The following is a 17,400-nucleotide window of genomic DNA, read 5'->3' on the forward strand; positions in this document are numbered from 1 at the left end:
ACTGGACGCCACATGAGAGTGCCTGTTCTCGGGTATGATGAAGCAGGCCCCTTTGTTCCCACCTCGATGAAGGCATGCACATGAGCACTCCCGACCTCAACCTGCTGATCACCCTGGATGCCCTGCTGGACGAAGGCAGCGTGGCGGGCGCGGCCAGACGACTGGGCTTGAGCCCCTCCGCCATGAGCCGGGCCCTGGCCAGGCTGCGGGAGACCACCGGCGACCCGCTGCTGGTGCGGGCCGGCCGCAGCCTGGTGCCCACTCCCAGGGCGTTGCTGCTGCGCGAGCAGGTCGGCCGGCTGGTGCAGGAAGCCGAGGAGGTGCTGCGCCCACGGCTAGAGGTCGACCCGGCGCGGCTGGAGCGAACCTTCACCCTGCGCGCCAGCGAGGGGCTGGTGGAACTGTTCGGCGCCGCCCTGCTGAGCCGGCTCGCCGCCGAGGCGCCGGGGGTGCGGCTGCACTTTCTGGCCAAACCCGACAAGGAGAGCGGCCCCCTGCGCAGCGGCGAGCTGGATTTCGAGACCGGGGTCATCAGCGCCACCACGGCGCCCGAGCTGCGTACCCAGGCGCTGTTTCAGGACCACTTCGTCGCGGTGGTGCGGCCGGGTCATCCACTGTGCGACGGCCCGCTGACCGCCAGCCGCTACGCCGAGGCGCGTCACGTGCAGGTATCCCGCCGCGGCCAGCCCCACAGCCCGGTCGATGAGGCACTGGCCAAGCTGGGGTTGACCCGCACCGTCGCCACCCTGGTACCCGGCTTTGCCACCGCGCTGGCGCTGGTGCGCGGCAGCGATCTGGTGGCCACGGTGCCGGAGCATCACTGCGCTGCCCTGCTGGGCGACCTGGTTGTACGGCCCCTGCCCTTCACGCTGCCCGGGATCCGGGTCGCCCTGCTCTGGCACCCCCGGCTGGACGCGGATCCGGCCCACCGCTGGCTGCGCACCCTCATCCGCGATATCTGCGCCCAGCCCCCCTACCGTCCCCTGTCGTAGGCCCTTCCCCTCGCCAAACTGCCAATGAAGGAATCTTTCACGTCTTTTGGCGGTACGGGCCTTGCTTTGCGTGGTCAGCCAGGCCGCCCCTGCGGCGGCGGTCCCGATCCGCATTCCGCCACCAATCGCACCACTGGTATACCTATTTATGTATAGCTTTGAATTATCAGGAATTACCCCTGAGGGGATATATAAATAGACACTTGATTTGCATCAATCGTCTGCCCCTGCCGACTGGGTAGCCTAGCCTCAGAATGATGTTTTATTACTCCAAACTTGAGGCAACTATGAGCAAAGTCAGACTGGTCGTTGTGGGCAACGGCATGGTGGGGCACCGCTTCATCGAAGAGCTGATCGAGCGGGCCGACCCGGGCCGCTACGAGATCACCGTCTTCGGTGCAGAATCCCGTCCCGCCTACGATCGCGTCCATCTCTCCTCCTACTTCTCCCATCACACCAGCGAAGATCTCTCCCTCGTCAAACCCGGTTTCTACGACAAGCACGGCATCCGCCTGCTGCTCGGCGAAGCGGTGAAAAAAATCGACAGGGCCAACCGCGAAGTGCACTCCAACAAGGGCACTGTGGTCGAGTACGACAAGCTGGTGCTGGCCACCGGCTCCTACCCCTGGGTACCGCCCATCCAGGGCAGTCAGCACCACGAGTGCTTCGTCTACCGCACCATCGAGGATCTGAAAGCCATCCGCAGCGCCGCCAAGAGCGGCAAGAGCGGGGTGGTGATCGGGGGCGGTCTGCTTGGCCTCGAAGCCGCCGGCGCCCTCAAGGCACTGGGTCTCGAGACCCACGTGGTGGAGTTTGCGCCAGTGCTGATGGCCGAGCAGCTCGACGGTCAGGGCGGCCAGCTGCTGCGCCGCAAGATTGAATCCATGGGCGTGCAGGTGCACACCAGCAAGAGCACCAGCGAGATCCTGATGCACGGCGGCCGCGACGCCCAGCACCGCCTCGCCTTCGCCGACGGCAGCCAGCTGGAAGTAGACGTGGTGGTCTTCTCCACCGGCATCCGCCCGCAGGATACCCTGGGCCGTTACTGTGAACTGGCCATTGCCGACCGTGGCGGCGTAGCTGTCGACGATCACTGCCTCACCTCCGACCCCGACATCTACGCCATCGGCGAGTGCGCCGCCTGGCAGGGCCGCTTCTTCGGGCTGGTGGCACCGGGCTACAAGATGGCCCAGATCACCGTCGACCATCTGCTCGGCGGCGACAGCCGCTTCGAAGGGGCGGACATGAGCGCCAAGCTCAAGCTGCTCGGCGTCTCAGTCGGCTCCATCGGTGATGCCCATGGCCGCACCCCGGGCAGCCACAGCTATGTGTTCCAGGACGACCAGGCCGGCGTCTACAAGAAGATCGTGGTGAGCGAAGACAACAGCCGCCTGCTCGGCGCCGTGCTGGTGGGTGACGTGGAAGATTACGGCAACCTGCTGCAGATGATGCTCAACGCCCTGCCGCTGCCGAGCCACCCGGACACCCTGATCCTGCCCGCCTACGCCGGTGCCAAACCGACCCTGGGGGTGGATGCCCTGCCGGAAAGCGCCCAGATCTGCTCCTGCTTCGACGTCTCCAAGGGCGACATAGCCCAAGCAGTGGCCGAGGGTCACACCACCCTGGCCGCCATCAAGCAGCACACCAAGGCCGGCACCGGCTGCGGCGGCTGCGTGCCGCTCATCAGCCAGGTGCTCAACGCCGAGCTGGTGAAGCAGGGCATCGAGGTCAACAACCACCTCTGCGGCCACTTCCCCTACTCCCGTCAGGAGCTGTTCCACCTGGTCAAGGTGGAAGGGATCAAGAGCTTCGACGAGCTGCTGGCCAAGCACGGCCACGGCCATGGCTGCGAGGTGTGCAAACCGACCGTCGGCTCCATCCTCGCCTCCTGCTGGAACGACTATGTGCTGAGCCCGCTCAATACCCAGCTGCAGGACACCAACGACATCTTCCTCGGCAACATGCAAAAAGACGGCAGCTACTCCGTCATCCCGCGCATGGCCGGCGGTGAAGTGACCCCGGCAGGGCTGCTGGCAGTGGCCGAAGTAGCCCGCGACTACAAGCTCTACACCAAGATCACCGGCGCCCAGCGCATCGGCCTGTTCGGGGCCCAGAAGGATGATCTGCCCGCCATCTGGCGCAAACTGCTGGCGGCGGGTTTCGAGACCGGTCAGGCCTACGCCAAGGCGCTGCGCATGGCCAAAACCTGCGTCGGCAGCACCTGGTGCCGTTTCGGCGTGCAGGACAGCGTCGGCCTCGGGGTCTTCCTCGAAAACCGCTACAAGGGCATTCGCACCCCCCACAAGATGAAGTTCGGCGTCTCCGGCTGTACCCGCGAATGTGCGGAAGCTCAGGGCAAGGACGTCGGCATCATTGCCACCGACGCGGGCTGGAACCTCTATGTGGGCGGCAACGGCGGCATGAAGCCGCGCCACGCCGACCTGCTGGCCTCCGATCTCGACCGTGAGACGCTGATCAAGCTGATCGACCGTTTCATGATGTTCTACGTCACCAGCGCCGACAAACTGCAGCGTACCTCGGTCTGGCTCGGCAATCTGGAAGGGGGCGTCGACTACCTGCGCGAAGTGATCGTCGACGACAAGCTGGGGCTGGCCGACACCCTGGAACGCGATATCCAACGCCTTATCGACAGCTACGAGTGCGAATGGTCGCGCACCCTCAATGAAGAGGAAGCGCTCAAACGCTTCAGCCACTTCATCAACAGCGACAAGCGCGACCCGGACGTCCAGTTCGTCAGCGAACGCGACCAGCACCGACCGGCCACCCCGGCCGAGCGCATCCCTGTCTACCAGATCGAGGTGGAAACCAAATGATGAAATTAGCCTGCCAACTCAACGACATCATGCCGGGAACCGGTGTGTGCGCTCTGCTCGAAGGGCGCCAGATCGCCCTGTTCCGCCCGAGCGCGGCGGACGAGGTGTTCGCCATCGACAACCGGGATCCCTTCTTCGCCGCCAACGTGCTGTCGCGCGGCATCGTAGGTGAACACGAGGGTGAGCTCTGGGTTGCCAGCCCGCTCAAGAAGCAGCACTTCCGTCTGCGCGACGGCCACTGCCTCGAGAACGCTGCCATGTCGGTGCAAAGCTATCCCGTTGAAGTACGCGACCAGCAGGTCTGGGTTGCCGTCTGATGTCGACAAACCCCAGATCCATGTCGGTACAGGGCTACGTCCCCGTCAAAGTACGTGATCCGCAGATCTGGGTCATCGGCTAACACCATGCATATCAGGGCTGCCCGCGGGCGGCCCTCTTGAAGGAAACAAAGATGTATACCGAAACCATCAACAAGTGCGCCGCCAACGCGGCCCGCATCAACCGCTTCGAGCGCAGCGACAAGCTCGGCTTCTGGCTCAGCTCCGCCATGGCGGGGGCCTATGTGGGCCTTGGCATCATCCTCATCTTCACCCTGGGCAACCTGGTGGATCCGAGCATCCGTCCGCTGGTGATGGGGGCCACCTTCGGCATAGCCCTCACCTTAGTTGTCATCGCCGGCTCCGAGCTGTTCACCGGCCACACCATGTTCCTCACCTTCGGGGTAAAGACCGGCAAGATCGCCATGGCCGACCTGCTGCGCATCCTGCCGCAGACCTGGGCCGGCAACCTGCTCGGCTCCATCGCGGTGGCGCTGATCTACTCATACGGCGGCAGCCTGCTGCCGGACGCAGGCAGCCTGGCGCACAAGGTGGCGCTGGCCAAGACCCAGGCACCGGCGCTCACCCTGTTCATGAAGGGCGTGCTGTGCAACTGGCTGGTCTGCCTCGCCATCTGGATGGCGCTGCGCACCGAGGGTGCTGCCAAGTTCATCGCCATCTGGTGGTGCCTGCTGGCCTTTATCGCCTCCGGCTACGAGCACTCGGTCGCCAACATGACCCTGTTCGCCCTCTCCTGGTTCGGTGCCCATTCCGAGGCCTACACCCTGGGCGGCATAGGCCACAACCTGCTGTGGGTGACCCTGGGCAACACCGTCTCCGGCGCCCTCTTCATGGGCCTCGGCTACTGGTATGCCACCCCCAAGGCTGAGCGCCCGGTCGCGGTGAGCGAGACCACCACCACTGCCAGCCAGACCCAAACCGCCTGATCAGGAGGCCCCATGGACTACTTGCCCATCTTTTGCCGACTCGACAACAAACCCGTGCTGCTGGTCGGCGGCGGCGAGGTAGCGGAGCGCAAGGCGCGCCTGCTGCTGGATGCCGGTGCCCAGCTCACCGTGGTCGCGCCCGAGCTCGACCCCGAGCTGGCGGAACTGGCTGCCAACGGCAGCATCGAGTGGCTGGCCGGTGAATTCGCGCCGGCACAACTGACGGGCAAGTGGCTGGTGGTGGCCGCCACCGATCGGCGCGAGGTGAACGCCCTGGTCTACCAGAGCGCCAATCAGGCGCGGATCTTTGCCAACGTGGTGGATGACCCGAAACGCTCCAGCTTCATCATGCCGTCGATCATCGACCGCTCGCCGCTGATGGTGGCCATCTCCTCCGGCGGCAAGGCCCCGGTGCTGGCCCGTTTGCTGCGGGAAAAACTCGAAGCCCTGCTGCCCCAGCATCTGGGCGCCGTCGCGGCCTTCGCCGGCAGCCTGCGGGAGCGGGTCAAGGCCCGCTTCACCAGCATGGGGGAACGGCGCCGCTTCTGGGAGCGGCTGCTCGGGGCGGACCGGCTCGGGCAGGCGCTGGCACGGGGCGATAGCGCCTCTGCCAATCAGCTGGCCGACAGCCTGTTTGCCGACGAGAGCCAGACCGGTGGCGAGGTGGTGCTGGTGGGAGCCGGCCCCGGCGATCCGGGCCTGCTCACCCTGCACGCCCTGCGCCAGATGCAGCAGGCGGACGTGGTGGTCTATGACCGGCTGGTATCCTATGAGGTGATGGCGCTGGTGCGCCGAGATGCCAAACGCATCTTCGTCGGCAAGCAGGCGGGCAACCACTGCGTGCCGCAGGAGGGGATCAACCAGCTGTTGCTGGACGAGGCGAAGAAGGGCCAGCGGGTGGTGCGGCTGAAGGGGGGTGACCCCTTCATCTTCGGCCGTGGCGGCGAGGAGCTGGAGACGCTGGTCGGCAGCGGCATCGGCTTTCAGGTGGTGCCGGGGATCACGGCGGCGAGCGGCTGCGCCGCCTACGCCGGCATTCCGCTGACCCACCGCGATCACGCCCAGAGCGTGCGCTTCGTCACCGCCCACGGCAAGGGGGGCGCCCAGGATCTCGACTGGCCGCTGCTGGCCAAAGACAAGCAGACCCTGGTGTTCTACATGGGGCTCTCCTCCTGTGCCACCATCCGCGAGCAGCTGCTGACCCACGGCAAGGCGGGCGATACCCCGGTGGCGCTGATCGAGCGTGGCACCCAGCCAAGCCAGCGGGTCATTCGCGGTACCCTCGATCAGCTGCCCGAACTGGCGGTGGGGGTCGAGAGCCCGGCCCTCATCATGGTGGGATCTGTGGTGACCCTGGCGGACCAGCTTGCCTGGTTCGGGCAAGGATGCGCCGCAGACGCGGCCCTCGCCTCGGCCTGATCGCGGCATCCATTCCAACGCCACCCTCGGGTGGCGTTTCTTTTTCTGCATTTACTGTCATAACCTCTTGTTTTGAGTCTGGTATCCTATGGGGTGTGTCAGCCGGACCACCGAATTCAGGAATTCTGCTTCATGTCCCTCCCCGCCAAGAACAGCGCCAAACAGCGTGAACAAGACAGATCGCGCATTCTCACCCTGCTGCTGGCCGATGATGCCCTCACCGACAGCCTGCTCGACCCGCAAGGGGTGCAGGATGCCACCCTGCGGGATCAGACCAGCGAGCTCACCCGGCTGGTCAACAGCCTGCCCGCCGCCGATATCGCCGATGCGCTGGAATCCCTGCCGCCGGACGAACGTCACGTGCTGTGGCAGCAGGTGGACGAGGAGAAGCAAGGCCAGATCCTGGTCGAGGCATCGGAGACGGTGTGGGACAGCCTCATCAGCGGCATGAGCGACAAGGAGCTGCTGCACGCCCTGCGCACCCTCGACATCGACGATCAGATCTATCTGGGCCAGTACCTGCCCCGCAACCTGATGGGGCGGCTGCTCACCTCCATGGCCCCGGCCCAGCGCGACCGGGTGCGGGAGGTGATCCGCTACGGCAAGCACACGGTCGGCGCCATGATGGACTTCGAGCTCATCACGGTGCGGGCTGAGGTGAGCCTGGCCACGGTGCAGCGCTACCTGCGCCTGCGCGGCAAGATCCCCGCCAACACCGACAAGCTGTTCGTCACCGACCGGCGCAACCGGCTGCAGGGGGAGCTGCCGCTCACCACAGTGCTGCTGCACAGACCCGAGACCCTGGTGCGCGACGTGATGGAGAAGGATCCGGTCACCTTCGATCCGGAAGACAACGATGAGGCCGCCGCCCGTACCTTCGAGCGGGACGACCTGGTCTCCGCCGCCGTCATCGACGGCCGCGGCAAGCTGATGGGCCGGCTCACCGTCGCCGAGGTGGTGGATCTGGTCTATGAGGAGAGCGACACCGACCTGCGCCGGATGGGGGGGATCAGTGAAGAGGAGGACGTGTTCGCGCCCGTCTCCAAGGCAGTCAAGACCCGCTGGGCCTGGCTCGCCATCAACCTCTGCACCGCCTTCGTGGCATCGCGGGTGATCGGTCTGTTCGAGCACACCATCTCCCAGCTGGTGGCGCTGGCGGCGCTGATGCCCATCGTCGCCGGCATCGGCGGCAACACCGGCAACCAGACCATCACCATGATAGTGCGGGCACTGGCGCTGCAGCATATCCAGACCGGCAACGTCTCCTTCCTGCTGTGGCGCGAACTGGGGGTGGCCCTGATCAACGGCCTGGTGTGGGGCGGCACCATGGGGGTGGCCACCTACATCCTCTATCAGGATGCGGCGCTGGGCGCGGTGATGACGCTCGCCATGATGCTCAACCTGCTGGTGGCGGCGCTGATGGGGGTCATCATTCCCATGACCATGAGCCGGCTGGGCCGCGACCCGGCGGTGGGGGCCAGCGTGATGATCACCGCCATCACCGACACCGGCGGCTTCTTCATCTTCCTGGGGCTGGCCACCCTGTTCCTGCTTTAATCCGCTTGGCAATAAAAAGGGAGCCTTTATGGCTCCCTTGTTCATTCGGCGTGATCGCTACACTCGGTATTTGGCCACCGCCTGGTTGAGCAGCTTGGCCTGCTCGGTCAGGCCGTGACTCGACTTGGCGTTCTCCTCCGCCATCAGGCTCGACTCCTGGGCGATGTCACGGATGTTGTTGACGTTGCGGTTCACCTCGTTGGCCACCAGGCTCTGCTGTTCGATGGCGGCGGCAATCTGGGTGCTCATGTCCATGATATGGGTGACGTCCTGGGTGATCTGCTCCAGCAGTTCGCCCGCCATGCTGGCCTGCTCCGAGCTGCTGTTGCCCTGCTCGCGGCAGGTCGCCATCATGCCCACTATGTTGCCGGTCTGCTTCTGCAGCGAGCTGATGATGCCGGCGATCTCCTGGGTCGACTTCTGGGTGCGGATGGCGAGGCTGCGCACCTCATCCGCCACCACCGCAAAGCCGCGTCCCTGATCCCCCGCCCGCGCCGCCTCGATGGCCGCGTTGAGCGCCAGCAGGTTGGTCTGCTCGGCGATGCCGCGGATCACGTCCAGCACAGAGCCGATGGTTTCGCTCTCCTGCTGCAGCTGGGCCACTTCGCGGGAGGAGCTCTCCAGATTGTCGGCCAGCGAGCGGATCTGGCTAACGGTGTTCTCCACCGCACTGCGTCCCTCCATCGCCTTGTTGTTGGTGGTCTGGGCATTGTTGGCCGCCTGCTCGGTGTTGCGGGCGATCTCCTCTATGGTGGAGCCCATCTCGGTGGAGGCGGTCGCCACCATGTCGGTCTCCTGCAGCTGGCGAACGGCCCCCTCGCTGGTACGGCGCACGTTGCCGGAGAGGTGATCCGCCGCCTCAGTCAGGGTGTGAACGCTCTGCTTCACGTCGCCGATGAGGTGGCGAAATCCCCCCAGCATCACGTCCAGATTGCCTGCCAGCTGCGCCATCTCGTCCGCCCCCTGCAGCTCTATCTTGAGGCGCAGGTCGTTGTCCTGCCGGATGCGGTTGACGGTGTCGTTTACCCGCGAGATGGGGCGGTCAATGCTGCGCCCCAGCAGCATGCTCATGATGCCGATCAGCACTATGATGATGCCGCCGCAGACCAGCATCAGGGTATTGAGGCGCGAGGTCTGCCGTACCAGCTCGTCGGCGATGTGCTTGCCGACGGCAGTAAAGCCCTGCTCGGTCTGATGCACCAGGCCCCGCATCTCATTGCGCAGCCCCTCATCTTCACTCAACCCCAGCACTTGCATGCCCTGCACCAGCGCGACGAAGTCCTGCCGGTACTGCTCGCTGGCCTGCTCCAGCTTGCCGCGATCCGCCTCCGGCAAGGTTGCCAGCCGCTGCTGGAAATCCTTGTGCAGGGTCTGGAAGCGCTCCAGATACTGGATGTCCGAGCGCAGCATGAAGTCTTTCTCCGCCCGCCGCAGTTGCAACATGGTGATGAGCAGCCCCTGCTCATCCAGCTGCTTGAGCCCCTCTTCCACCTGATGCACCGCGGTTCTCAAACGCCCGTAGAGGCCGTCTTCCGGCCCCAGCCCGATGATCTGCTGCTGGGCCACCAGATCGTTGAAGGCCTTGCCATAGGCCCCCATCTGCTGATCCAGCCGGGTCAGCTCGCCCTGCACGGCACTGAGGTTGTCATCCTGACCCAGGGTCTGGTTGAGCTGGTGGAAATTGGCCAGCACCTCGTTGAAGCGGGCCACAAAGGCCGGATCCTTGCGGATCAGAAAATCCTTCTCGGCCCGTCGCAGGTTGAGCATGGCGATCTCGAGCCCGTCCACGTTGCGCTGGGCCTCGGTCAGATGGCGACTCACCTGGTTGGAGTAGAGAAACAGGCCGCTCAATACCAGCATGGCAACGGCGACCAGCGCGGTATTCAGGATCAATTTATGACGGATCAGCACGATGAACCTCTCACAAGCACGGGATGGACTGCATTGAGCTTATGCGGAAAACGTTATCCCCGTTGTTGTTCAAGGAATATTCATTGAAATGCCGGTCCCACTCCTTATACTGGATCCCACCTGTTTCCAGCGGTGGATTTGACACAATGGAATACAACACTTCAGAACTGTGCGACATCTATCAGGACATGGTGGATGTGCTCGAACCCATGCTCTGCTCCTTCGGCGGCCGCGCCTCGTTCGGCGGCGTCATCACCACAGTCAAATGCTTCGAATCAAACGGCCTGATCCGTGAACTCGTCAAAGAGAACGGCGTCGGTCGGGTGTTGCTGATCGACGGCGGTGGCTCCATGCGCCGTGCCCTGATCGACAGCGAGATCGCCACCACGGCGGCCGAGAACGAGTGGGAAGGGATCGTCTGCTACGGTTGCGTACGCGAGGTCGACATTCTGGAAGACTTGGATATCGGCATTCAGGCGCTGGCAGCCATTCCGGTGGGCGCCGACAGCAAGGACGTGGGCGAGACCGATCTACCGGTCAACTTCGGCGGCGTCACCTTCCTGCCGGACGACCATCTCTACGCCGATACCACAGGGGTGATCCTCTCCCCCGATGCACTCGACATCGAGTAAGCAGAGCAGAGTGAACATGGGAGCCAAGGCTCCCATTTTTTATGCCCGTCGCTGGCCGAAAACACGCAAAAAAAGAGGGCCAGTAAAAACTGGCCCCTTAACTGGAAGCAATGTGAGCAATGTCGTGCCTTCACAAGAAGTCCATCACGTTGGAACGAATGAAGTCTTTCCCGGAAAACAAGGTAACAATAATCATTCTCATTTAACTTAGCAACCCTTATTTGCCAAAAATGCAAAAAAATTGACCACCCCTGGGGGTGGTCAATCTCGTCAGGCTTGTCGCGTGGCCGTTTGCAGGCCGGCCAATCCGGCCTCGCCCACCAGCTTGCGGCTGAGATAACGCAGCAGCACGCCGTAGAGCGGCACAAACAATCCCAAGCTTATCAGCAGCTTGAACACGTAGTCCACGGTAGCAATCTCGACCCAGTGCTCGGCCATGAAGGGATCCGTGCTGCGCCAGAAAGCGATGGTGAAGAAAGCGATGGTGTCCACCAGGTTGCCGAACAGGGTGGAGGCCGCCGGTGCCACCCACCAGGCTTTCAGCAGCCGCAGCCGGTTGAATACCACCACATCCATGAACTGGCCCACCAGATAGGCCATGAAGCTCGCCAGCGCGATGCGCGCCACGAACAGGTTGAACTCGGCCAGGTTGCCGACGCCCTGGAAGCTGCCCTCGAAGAACAGCACCGACAGGGCATAGGAGATCGCCAGCGCCGGCAGCATCACGGTCTGGATGATCTTGCGCGCCAGACCGGCCCCGAAGATCCGCACCGTCAGGTCGGTGGCCAGAAAGATGAACGGGAAGCTGAAGGCACCCCAGGTGGTGTGGAAGCCGAAGATGGTGATCGGCAGCTGCACCAGGTAGTTGCTGCTGGCAATGATCAGGATGTGAAACAACGAGAGGCGCACCAGCGCCGTCTGGTGCTGAGCAGGGGTCAGATTCATATTGTGACCTTTTTGGTTAATGGGGTTAGGGAACCCATACCGCCACCATTGGCGATAATTGAGGGGCGAGATTATACGCCCCCATACTGATAGTTCAATCTTTATGCGGTTGGTTGAGGCTGCCGTACCATCCTCACCCCTGATGCTGGCGGGCCAGCCAGAACAGCACCTCGGCATCGGCCGGCTGCTCCGCCGCCAGCCAGCAGCCGCTGTAGTGTTCGTATTCGAGCCGAAAGCGGCTCCCCTCAAACTCCAGCAGCCAGCTGTGACGATCGGCGCCACACTCCCGCTCGAGCGCTACCAGCTCCCACTCCTGCAACAGGGTGTTAGCCAGAGTCGGAAAGCTGTCCCAGTCGAGCGCGGGGTTCACCAGCGTCACCACCCCGGCTTCCCTGTCTGTCTGCGCGATACGCCAGTTCATCTGCGGTTCCTCAACTGCTGCAAGAGAGCTCGCCACCGCAATACCATGCCGGTTGCGGAGTAGCGAGATCCTCGTATTCGGGTTGTTCGTCGTAGGGGCGTTGCAGGGCCGCAAACAGCCGCTCGAACGGTGCCATGTCGCCCTGCTCGGCGGCCTCGATCACCCGCTGGGCCAGCGCGTTGCGCAGCACATACTTGGGGTTGACCGCATCCATCAGCCCCTTGCGCACGCCATCCTCACTCCCTTCCCGGTCGAGGCGCGCCCGATAGGCCTCAAGCCACCCTTGCCAGGCGGCAGGCTCCGGCAGCAGGGCCAGCAGGCTGACGGGCCATGCCCCCTCTCGCGTCACCTCACCGAGACGACGCAGGAACAGGTGGTAATCCACCCCGTGCGCCGCCAACAGCCGGAACAACTCACGGAACAGCGCCGGATCGTCGTCTTCCCACACCGCCAGCCCCAGTTTGGCGCGCATCAGTTCGGAGTAGTGCAGCATCAACTGGTGTTCGTACTGGACCAGGGCCGCTGCCAGCGCGTCCCCATCGACGTGGCCGGCCAGCGCCTGCGCCAGTTTTTGCAAATTCCAGTAACCGACCGCCGGCTGCTGATCCAGCGCATAGCGACCGCCCGGATCCGAGTGGTTGCAGACAAAGTCCGGCACATAGGCATCGATAAAGCCGTAGGGGCCATAATCCAGGGTCAGCCCGAGCAGCGACATGTTGTCGGTGTTCATCACCCCGTGGCAGAAGCCTGCCGCCTGCCACTTGGCGATGAGCCGCGCGGTACGGCGCACCACTTCGGCAAACAGCTCGGCACCATCGGCCAGCTCGGGGAAATGGTGGCGCAGCAGATAATCGATAAGGGCCGGGATCCGCTCCCCCTGCCCGCTCCAGGCGAAATACTCGACGTGGCCGAAGCGCAGATGGCTCGGGGCGGTACGCAGCACGGTCGCGCCCGTCTCCACCTGCTCGCGGTAGACCGGCTCCTGGCTGCCCACCAGCACCAGGGCCCGGGTGGTGGGAATACCGAGGGCATGCAGCGCCTCGGAGGCCAGATACTCGCGAATGCTGGAACGGAGCACGGCGCGACCATCGCCGAAACGGGAGAAGGGGGTCTTGCCCGCCCCTTTCAGGTGCAGGTCCCAGCGGCTGCCATCCGGCGCCTGCAGCTCCCCCAGCAGCAGGGCACGGCCATCGCCAAGACGCGGGCTGTAGCCGCCGAACTGGTGGCCCGCATAGACCTGGGCCACCGGCTGCATGCCGGGCAAGGGCAGCCCATGGCCACAGCAGGCCAGCCAGTCGGCCTCACTCACCGCCCCCAGTCCCAGCTCGCCGAGCAGCGCACGGTTGAGGTGCAGCAGACCGGGGGCATGCAGTGGCTGGGGGGCAACGGGCTCACAGGCCCAGGGCAGTTCGGTGGCAAAAGTGTTGATCAGCTTCATGGTGGTGCGGTTCGTCCCTGCGTATGCTCGTGTCACTCTTTATACCGCCGTCGGCCAGCACTGGCTAACGGACGATGCGCTATTTCATTTCAAGGAGAAGAAGATGCAAAGATGGTTGGGCGCCTTGCCCCTGTTGCTGTTGTTGTGGGGGCCGGCCCAGGCGGCCGATGTCGAGGCCGGCAAGGCCAAGGCCGCCGTCTGCGCCGCCTGTCACGGGGTCGAAGGCAAGGCTCTGATACCCAACTATCCCCATCTGGCGGGACAAAACGCCGCCTATCTGGTGAAACAGCTGAAGGCCTTCAAGGATGGCAGCCGCAAGGAGCCCCTGATGGTGCCCTTCATGGCGCCGCTCACCGATGCGGACATGGAGAACCTGGCGGCCTATTACGCCAGCCTCAAATAACCAGGCGCGCCCGGCAGACGGGCACCTTCCGTTGGCGACGCACCCGTCCGGTGCAACTTCACCAACCTTTTACCGACGGCAGTAGTCGATGATCAGGTCCATAAAGGCTTCGCCGAAGCGTTCCAGTTTGCGGTGACCCACGCCGTTGACCGCCAGCATTTCCGCCTCGGTCATCGGCATCAGCTGCGCCATCTCGACCAGGGTGGCGTCGTTGAACACCACGTAGGGAGGCACCTCTTCATCCTCGGCGATCTGCTTGCGCAGGGCGCGCAGCTCCTTGAACAGCCGCTTGTCGTAGTTGGCGTTGTCGAGCAGGCCGTTGCGCTTCTCCTTGCGGCTGGAGATGGGCTGCAGGCGCGGCACCGCCAGATCCAGCTTCACCTCGCCGCGCAGCACGGGACGGGCTGCCTCGGTCAACTGCAGCACCAGATTGCGGGTGATGTTCTGGGTCAGCAACCCCTTGTGGATCAGCTGGCGGATCACGCTCATCCAGTACTCGTGGCTCTGATCCTTGCCGATGCCGTAGGTCGACAGCTTGTCGTGGCCGTGATCCTTGATGCGCTGGTTCAGCGACCCGCGCAGCACCTCCACCACATAACCCACCCCGAAGTTCTGCCCCACCCGCCAGACGCAGGAGAGCGCCTTCTGGGCATCTTCGGTGCCGTCATAGCTCTGGGGGGGGTCGAGGCAGATGTCGCAGTTGCCGCACGGCTTGTCGTTGTACTCGCCGAAGTAGTTGAGCAACACCTGGCGCCGGCAGGTCTGCGCCTCGGCGAAGGCCGCCATCACGTTGAGCTTGTACTGCTCCACCTGCAACTGCTGGGGGTTTTCAATGTTGTCGAGCAGCCGGCGCACCCGGCCGATGTCGGCAGGATCGTAGAGCAGCAGCGCCTCGGCCGGGGTGCCGTCGCGGCCGGCCCGGCCGGTTTCTTGATAGTAGGACTCGATGTTCTTGGGAATGTCGTAGTGCACCACGAAGCGCACGTTGGGCTTGTCGATGCCCATGCCGAACGCCACCGTCGCCACCACTATCTCGATGTCGTCCTTGAGGAAGGACTCCTGAGTGCGCTGGCGCAGCTCGAGCGGCAGGCCGGCGTGATAGGGCGCCGCCTTGCAGCCGTGGCGGGAGAGCCGCTCGGCCACCTCCTCCACCCGATTGCGGCTGGAGCAGTAGACGATGCCGCAGTTGCCCTTCTGGCTCTGCACATAGCGCAGCAGCTGCTCCGCCGCCTTGAATTTCTCCACCAGGCTGTAGCGGATATTGGGTCTGTCAAAGCTGGCGGTGTGGATGAAGGGGTCGTGGAGTTCCAGCCGATGCAGCATGTCGCTGCGGGTCGCCTCGTCGGCGGTGGCGGTGAGCGCCACCACGGGCACCTGCGGGAACCACTGCTTGAGTCGGCCCAGCGCCGCGTATTCCGGCCGAAAATCGTGCCCCCACTGGGAGACGCAGTGCGCCTCGTCGATGGCAAACAGGCCGAGCGGCAGCTCGGCCAGCCGATCCATGAACTCGTGCTGCAGCAGGCGTTCGGGGGAGACATAGACGATTTTTATCTCGCCGCGCCGCATGGCGGCAAAATTCTGGATCATCTCCTCCCGGCTGAGGGCCGAGTTGATGTAGACCGCCGCCACGCCGTTGGCGCGCAGGCTGTCCACCTGATCCTTCATCAGCGAAATGAGGGGAGAGACCACTACCCCGAGCCCAGGGCGCAACAACGCAGGGATCTGATAGCAGAGCGACTTGCCGCCGCCGGTGGGCTTGAGCACCAGCGCATCGCGCCCCGCCACGATCTGCTCGATGATTTCGAGCTGGCCCGGCCGGAATTGCTGATAGCCGAACACCGCCTGCAGCAGGGCAAGCGGATTCTCTGGCTGGGGGTCAGGCAGGGTTTCGGCAATGGCGGTCATGGGCTCTCCTTTGGGGTCGCCATTCTAAAGCAGCCGCCGCCCACAATAAACCTGCCATTGCGACTGTTAAGGAAGTGTTGCAGACTGGCTGGAGTTTTTACTCGGTCGTACTGCCAGGGATCGGACTCAAGGAATGAAACAGATGCTCAAGAAGATGGCGCTCAGTGGCATTGCCAACCTGTTCGCCGAGAGGATGCCGTTCAACAAGCTGATCGGCATGCAGGTGACGCACTACGACTTCGACAAGGTGGAGCTGCGCATCAAGATGGAGGAGAAGCTGATCGGCAACCCCTTCCACAACATCCTGCACGGCGGCGTCACCGCCAGCCTGCTCGATGTGGCCGGCGGCATGATAGTCGCAGCCTCCTGCATCGACGAGCTGGAAGACTTCTCCCCCAGCTATCTCAAGGAGCGCTTCTCCCGCCTCGGCACCATCGATCTGCGGGTGGACTACCTGCGGCCGGGGCGCGGCAACGAGTTCATCGCCACCGCCCACATCATCCGGGCCGGCAGCAAGGTCGCGGTTGCCCGCATGGAACTGCACAACGAAGAAGGGACTCATATCGCCTTCGGTACCGGCACCTACCTGGTGGGCTGAGCCAGCCTATTGCATAAAAACCACGCTGCTAATCTGATTTTAATCATTAGAAACCTTACCCCCTCTGCCGCCACCGGGTTCATACTGAAAGTCGGGATTGTGTGCAGAGGGAGGATTGCAGGCGATGAGTGCGAAACTGGCCACCAAACCATCCAGAGCCTTGTTGAGGCAGCTCGAGTCCATGCTCGACGAGGTGCAGACACCCGAGTGTCGCCACTGGCTGGAACAGGAGCTTGAGGGATACTCTCTCTGTTCGCCCCTGCCTTGGTATCGCATCATAGCCTGTCGGCAACGCGGTCACTTCTTGGACCTGAAGACGGGAAAATACCTGACTTGTCATATCAACAGTCAAACGCTAAGCCAACGCGATCTGGCCCAAATTCAGTTCATCTATGCCCGTGAGCCCGCCGCCCACTATTTGCTGCAACGCAATTCCGGTATTGAGCCCTGGCCAGAACAGCTGCTGGAAGATTATCAGGAGCAGCTGATCCCCGGCCATCTATGCCTGCAAGCCTGGCATGAGCCCGTGTCTTCATTACGTGAACAACTGATGGAGGGAATCGAACATTTCATTAGTGAGTACCCCAAGCACGCGGCCTTGCAACCTCAGCATGGCTTCAAGGCATTGCGGCATCAGCACTGGCATATCTAACAGGCGCCTGGCGCGCAAGGAGGGCACCATAGACAGAACCCAACCAGAGATTGCCACAATCTAGAGTGCCGGAGTCAGGATCAGACTCCACCCTGGGCCACCGAGCGGTGGCCCTTTTATTGCCCTGCGCCGGGCAACGGAACTGACGAGACGGATTAAACAGAGAGACAGAGAGACAGAGAGACAGAGAGACAGAGAGACAGAGAGACAGAGAGACAGGGGAGCATTGCAGTTACCCTAACAAGCCGCCAGCCTGAATATCGCCCTCGACTTGCGTGAACGCCAAATGCGAAAAGGCCGCTCTATTGAGCGGCCTTTTCTAATGTGGTCGGTGTGAGAGGATTCGAACCTCCGACCCCTTCGTCCCGAACGAAGTGCGCTACCAAGCTGCGCTACACACCGATGTCTGCGGGACGGGAATTTACCGAA

General features: G+C 63.4%; 15 protein-coding genes and 1 tRNA gene. 10 read left to right on the plus strand and 6 right to left on the minus strand.

Annotated features, from left to right (window positions below; translation table 11 throughout):
* Nucleotides 1–80 precede the first annotated feature (80 nt).
* The 6 genes from E5E96_RS06345 to mgtE all read left to right on the plus strand — a co-directional run bounded on the left by E5E96_RS06345 (nt 81) and on the right by mgtE (nt 8,066).
* Nucleotides 81–992, plus strand: a complete 912-nt coding sequence (locus E5E96_RS06345; RefSeq protein ID WP_171281759.1) for a LysR family transcriptional regulator — start codon at nt 81–83, stop codon at nt 990–992.
* 287 nt (nt 993–1,279) lie between these two features.
* Nucleotides 1,280–3,826: a nitrite reductase large subunit NirB gene (gene nirB, locus E5E96_RS06350; protein ID WP_171281760.1), complete on the plus strand. Its 2,547-nt coding sequence runs from the start codon at nt 1,280–1,282 to the stop codon at nt 3,824–3,826.
* Nucleotides 3,826–4,143, plus strand: a complete 318-nt coding sequence (gene nirD / locus E5E96_RS06355) for a nitrite reductase small subunit NirD (RefSeq protein ID WP_171283209.1) — start codon at nt 3,826–3,828, stop codon at nt 4,141–4,143. Before nirB ends, nirD begins: the two co-directional genes overlap by 1 nt.
* Nucleotides 4,144–4,277: 134 nt before the next feature.
* Complete coding sequence (gene nirC / locus E5E96_RS06360; protein ID WP_171281761.1) at nt 4,278–5,090, plus strand: nitrite transporter NirC; 813 nt, start codon at nt 4,278–4,280, stop codon at nt 5,088–5,090.
* A 12-nt stretch (nt 5,091–5,102) separates the two neighbouring features.
* The gene (gene cysG / locus E5E96_RS06365; RefSeq protein ID WP_171281762.1) at nt 5,103–6,509 is read left to right on the plus strand and encodes a siroheme synthase CysG; all 1,407 of its coding nucleotides are present in this window, start codon (nt 5,103–5,105) and stop codon (nt 6,507–6,509) included.
* Nucleotides 6,510–6,641: 132 nt separating this feature from the next.
* Entirely contained in the window at nt 6,642–8,066 is a 1,425-nt protein-coding gene (gene mgtE / locus E5E96_RS06370) for a magnesium transporter (RefSeq protein ID WP_171281763.1), read from the plus strand.
* A 57-nt stretch (nt 8,067–8,123) separates the two neighbouring features.
* Here mgtE and E5E96_RS06375 read toward each other — a convergent pair whose 3' ends face one another.
* Nucleotides 8,124–9,977, minus strand: coding sequence for a methyl-accepting chemotaxis protein (locus E5E96_RS06375; protein ID WP_171281764.1), 1,854 nt, complete (start codon nt 9,975–9,977; stop codon nt 8,124–8,126).
* Between the two features lie 146 nt (nt 9,978–10,123).
* On the opposite strand from E5E96_RS06375, the gene rraA reads away from it, so the two are divergent.
* On the plus strand, nt 10,124–10,609 hold the full coding sequence (gene rraA / locus E5E96_RS06380) for a ribonuclease E activity regulator RraA (protein ID WP_005306574.1): 486 nt from the start codon (nt 10,124–10,126) through the stop codon (nt 10,607–10,609).
* Nucleotides 10,610–10,879: 270 nt separating this feature from the next.
* Here the strand turns inward: rraA and E5E96_RS06385 are convergent, their stop codons facing one another.
* The 3 genes from E5E96_RS06385 to E5E96_RS06395 form a co-directional block, all read right to left on the minus strand.
* Nucleotides 10,880–11,554: a 7-cyano-7-deazaguanine/7-aminomethyl-7-deazaguanine transporter gene (locus E5E96_RS06385; RefSeq protein WP_011707785.1), complete on the minus strand. Its 675-nt coding sequence runs from the start codon at nt 11,552–11,554 to the stop codon at nt 10,880–10,882.
* Nucleotides 11,555–11,687: 133 nt separating this feature from the next.
* A complete protein-coding gene (locus E5E96_RS06390; RefSeq protein ID WP_171281765.1) occupies nt 11,688–11,975 on the minus strand; it encodes a DUF3630 family protein in 288 nt (95 codons plus the stop codon).
* 10 nt (nt 11,976–11,985) lie between these two features.
* Complete coding sequence (locus tag E5E96_RS06395) at nt 11,986–13,413, minus strand: YdiU family protein (RefSeq protein ID WP_171281766.1); 1,428 nt, start codon at nt 13,411–13,413, stop codon at nt 11,986–11,988.
* A gap of 103 nt (nt 13,414–13,516) precedes the next feature.
* Between E5E96_RS06395 and E5E96_RS06400 the strand changes: the two genes are divergently transcribed.
* The gene (locus tag E5E96_RS06400) at nt 13,517–13,816 is read left to right on the plus strand and encodes a c-type cytochrome (protein WP_049045451.1); all 300 of its coding nucleotides are present in this window, start codon (nt 13,517–13,519) and stop codon (nt 13,814–13,816) included.
* 69 nt (nt 13,817–13,885) lie between these two features.
* On the opposite strand, the gene recQ is transcribed toward E5E96_RS06400, so the two are convergent.
* On the minus strand, nt 13,886–15,721 hold the full coding sequence (recQ, locus tag E5E96_RS06405; protein WP_011707789.1) for an ATP-dependent DNA helicase RecQ: 1,836 nt from the start codon (nt 15,719–15,721) through the stop codon (nt 13,886–13,888).
* Between the two features lie 133 nt (nt 15,722–15,854).
* Here recQ and E5E96_RS06410 point away from each other — a divergent pair, with 133 nt between their 5' ends.
* Both E5E96_RS06410 and E5E96_RS06415 read left to right on the plus strand, forming a co-directional pair.
* Entirely contained in the window at nt 15,855–16,319 is a 465-nt protein-coding gene (locus tag E5E96_RS06410) for a thioesterase family protein (protein WP_029306122.1), read from the plus strand.
* A 124-nt stretch (nt 16,320–16,443) separates the two neighbouring features.
* Complete coding sequence (locus tag E5E96_RS06415; protein WP_011707791.1) at nt 16,444–16,971, plus strand: hypothetical protein; 528 nt, start codon at nt 16,444–16,446, stop codon at nt 16,969–16,971.
* A gap of 325 nt (nt 16,972–17,296) precedes the next feature.
* Here E5E96_RS06415 and E5E96_RS06420 read toward each other — a convergent pair.
* Nucleotides 17,297–17,373, minus strand: a tRNA-Pro gene (locus E5E96_RS06420).
* Between the last annotated feature and the right edge of the window lie 27 nt (nt 17,374–17,400).

Origin of the sequence: Aeromonas sp. 1805 (genome assembly GCF_013085525.1) — a bacterium.
Classification (GTDB): Bacteria; Pseudomonadota; Gammaproteobacteria; order Enterobacterales; family Aeromonadaceae; genus Aeromonas; species Aeromonas hydrophila.

Bases quoted from the DNA above. Each gene is read 5' to 3' on its own strand.
- E5E96_RS06390 (WP_171281765.1), bottom strand. From the start codon at position 11,975: ATGAACTGGCGTATCGCGCAGACAGACAGGGAAGCCGGGGTGGTGACG.
- E5E96_RS06345 (WP_171281759.1), top strand. From the start codon at position 81: ATGAGCACTCCCGACCTCAACCTGCTGATCACCCTGGATGCCCTGCTG.
- E5E96_RS06395 (WP_171281766.1), bottom strand. From the start codon at position 13,413: ATGAAGCTGATCAACACTTTTGCCACCGAACTGCCCTGGGCCTGTGAG.
- E5E96_RS06385 (WP_011707785.1), bottom strand. From the start codon at position 11,554: ATGAATCTGACCCCTGCTCAGCACCAGACGGCGCTGGTGCGCCTCTCG.
- E5E96_RS06415 (WP_011707791.1), top strand. From the start codon at position 16,444: ATGAGTGCGAAACTGGCCACCAAACCATCCAGAGCCTTGTTGAGGCAG.
- E5E96_RS06410 (WP_029306122.1), top strand. From the start codon at position 15,855: ATGAAACAGATGCTCAAGAAGATGGCGCTCAGTGGCATTGCCAACCTG.
- rraA (WP_005306574.1), top strand. From the start codon at position 10,124: ATGGAATACAACACTTCAGAACTGTGCGACATCTATCAGGACATGGTG.
- nirB (WP_171281760.1), top strand. From the start codon at position 1,280: ATGAGCAAAGTCAGACTGGTCGTTGTGGGCAACGGCATGGTGGGGCAC.
- nirC (WP_171281761.1), top strand. From the start codon at position 4,278: ATGTATACCGAAACCATCAACAAGTGCGCCGCCAACGCGGCCCGCATC.
- E5E96_RS06400 (WP_049045451.1), top strand. From the start codon at position 13,517: ATGCAAAGATGGTTGGGCGCCTTGCCCCTGTTGCTGTTGTTGTGGGGG.
- cysG (WP_171281762.1), top strand. From the start codon at position 5,103: ATGGACTACTTGCCCATCTTTTGCCGACTCGACAACAAACCCGTGCTG.
- mgtE (WP_171281763.1), top strand. From the start codon at position 6,642: ATGTCCCTCCCCGCCAAGAACAGCGCCAAACAGCGTGAACAAGACAGA.
- recQ (WP_011707789.1), bottom strand. From the start codon at position 15,721: ATGACCGCCATTGCCGAAACCCTGCCTGACCCCCAGCCAGAGAATCCG.
- nirD (WP_171283209.1), top strand. From the start codon at position 3,826: ATGAAATTAGCCTGCCAACTCAACGACATCATGCCGGGAACCGGTGTG.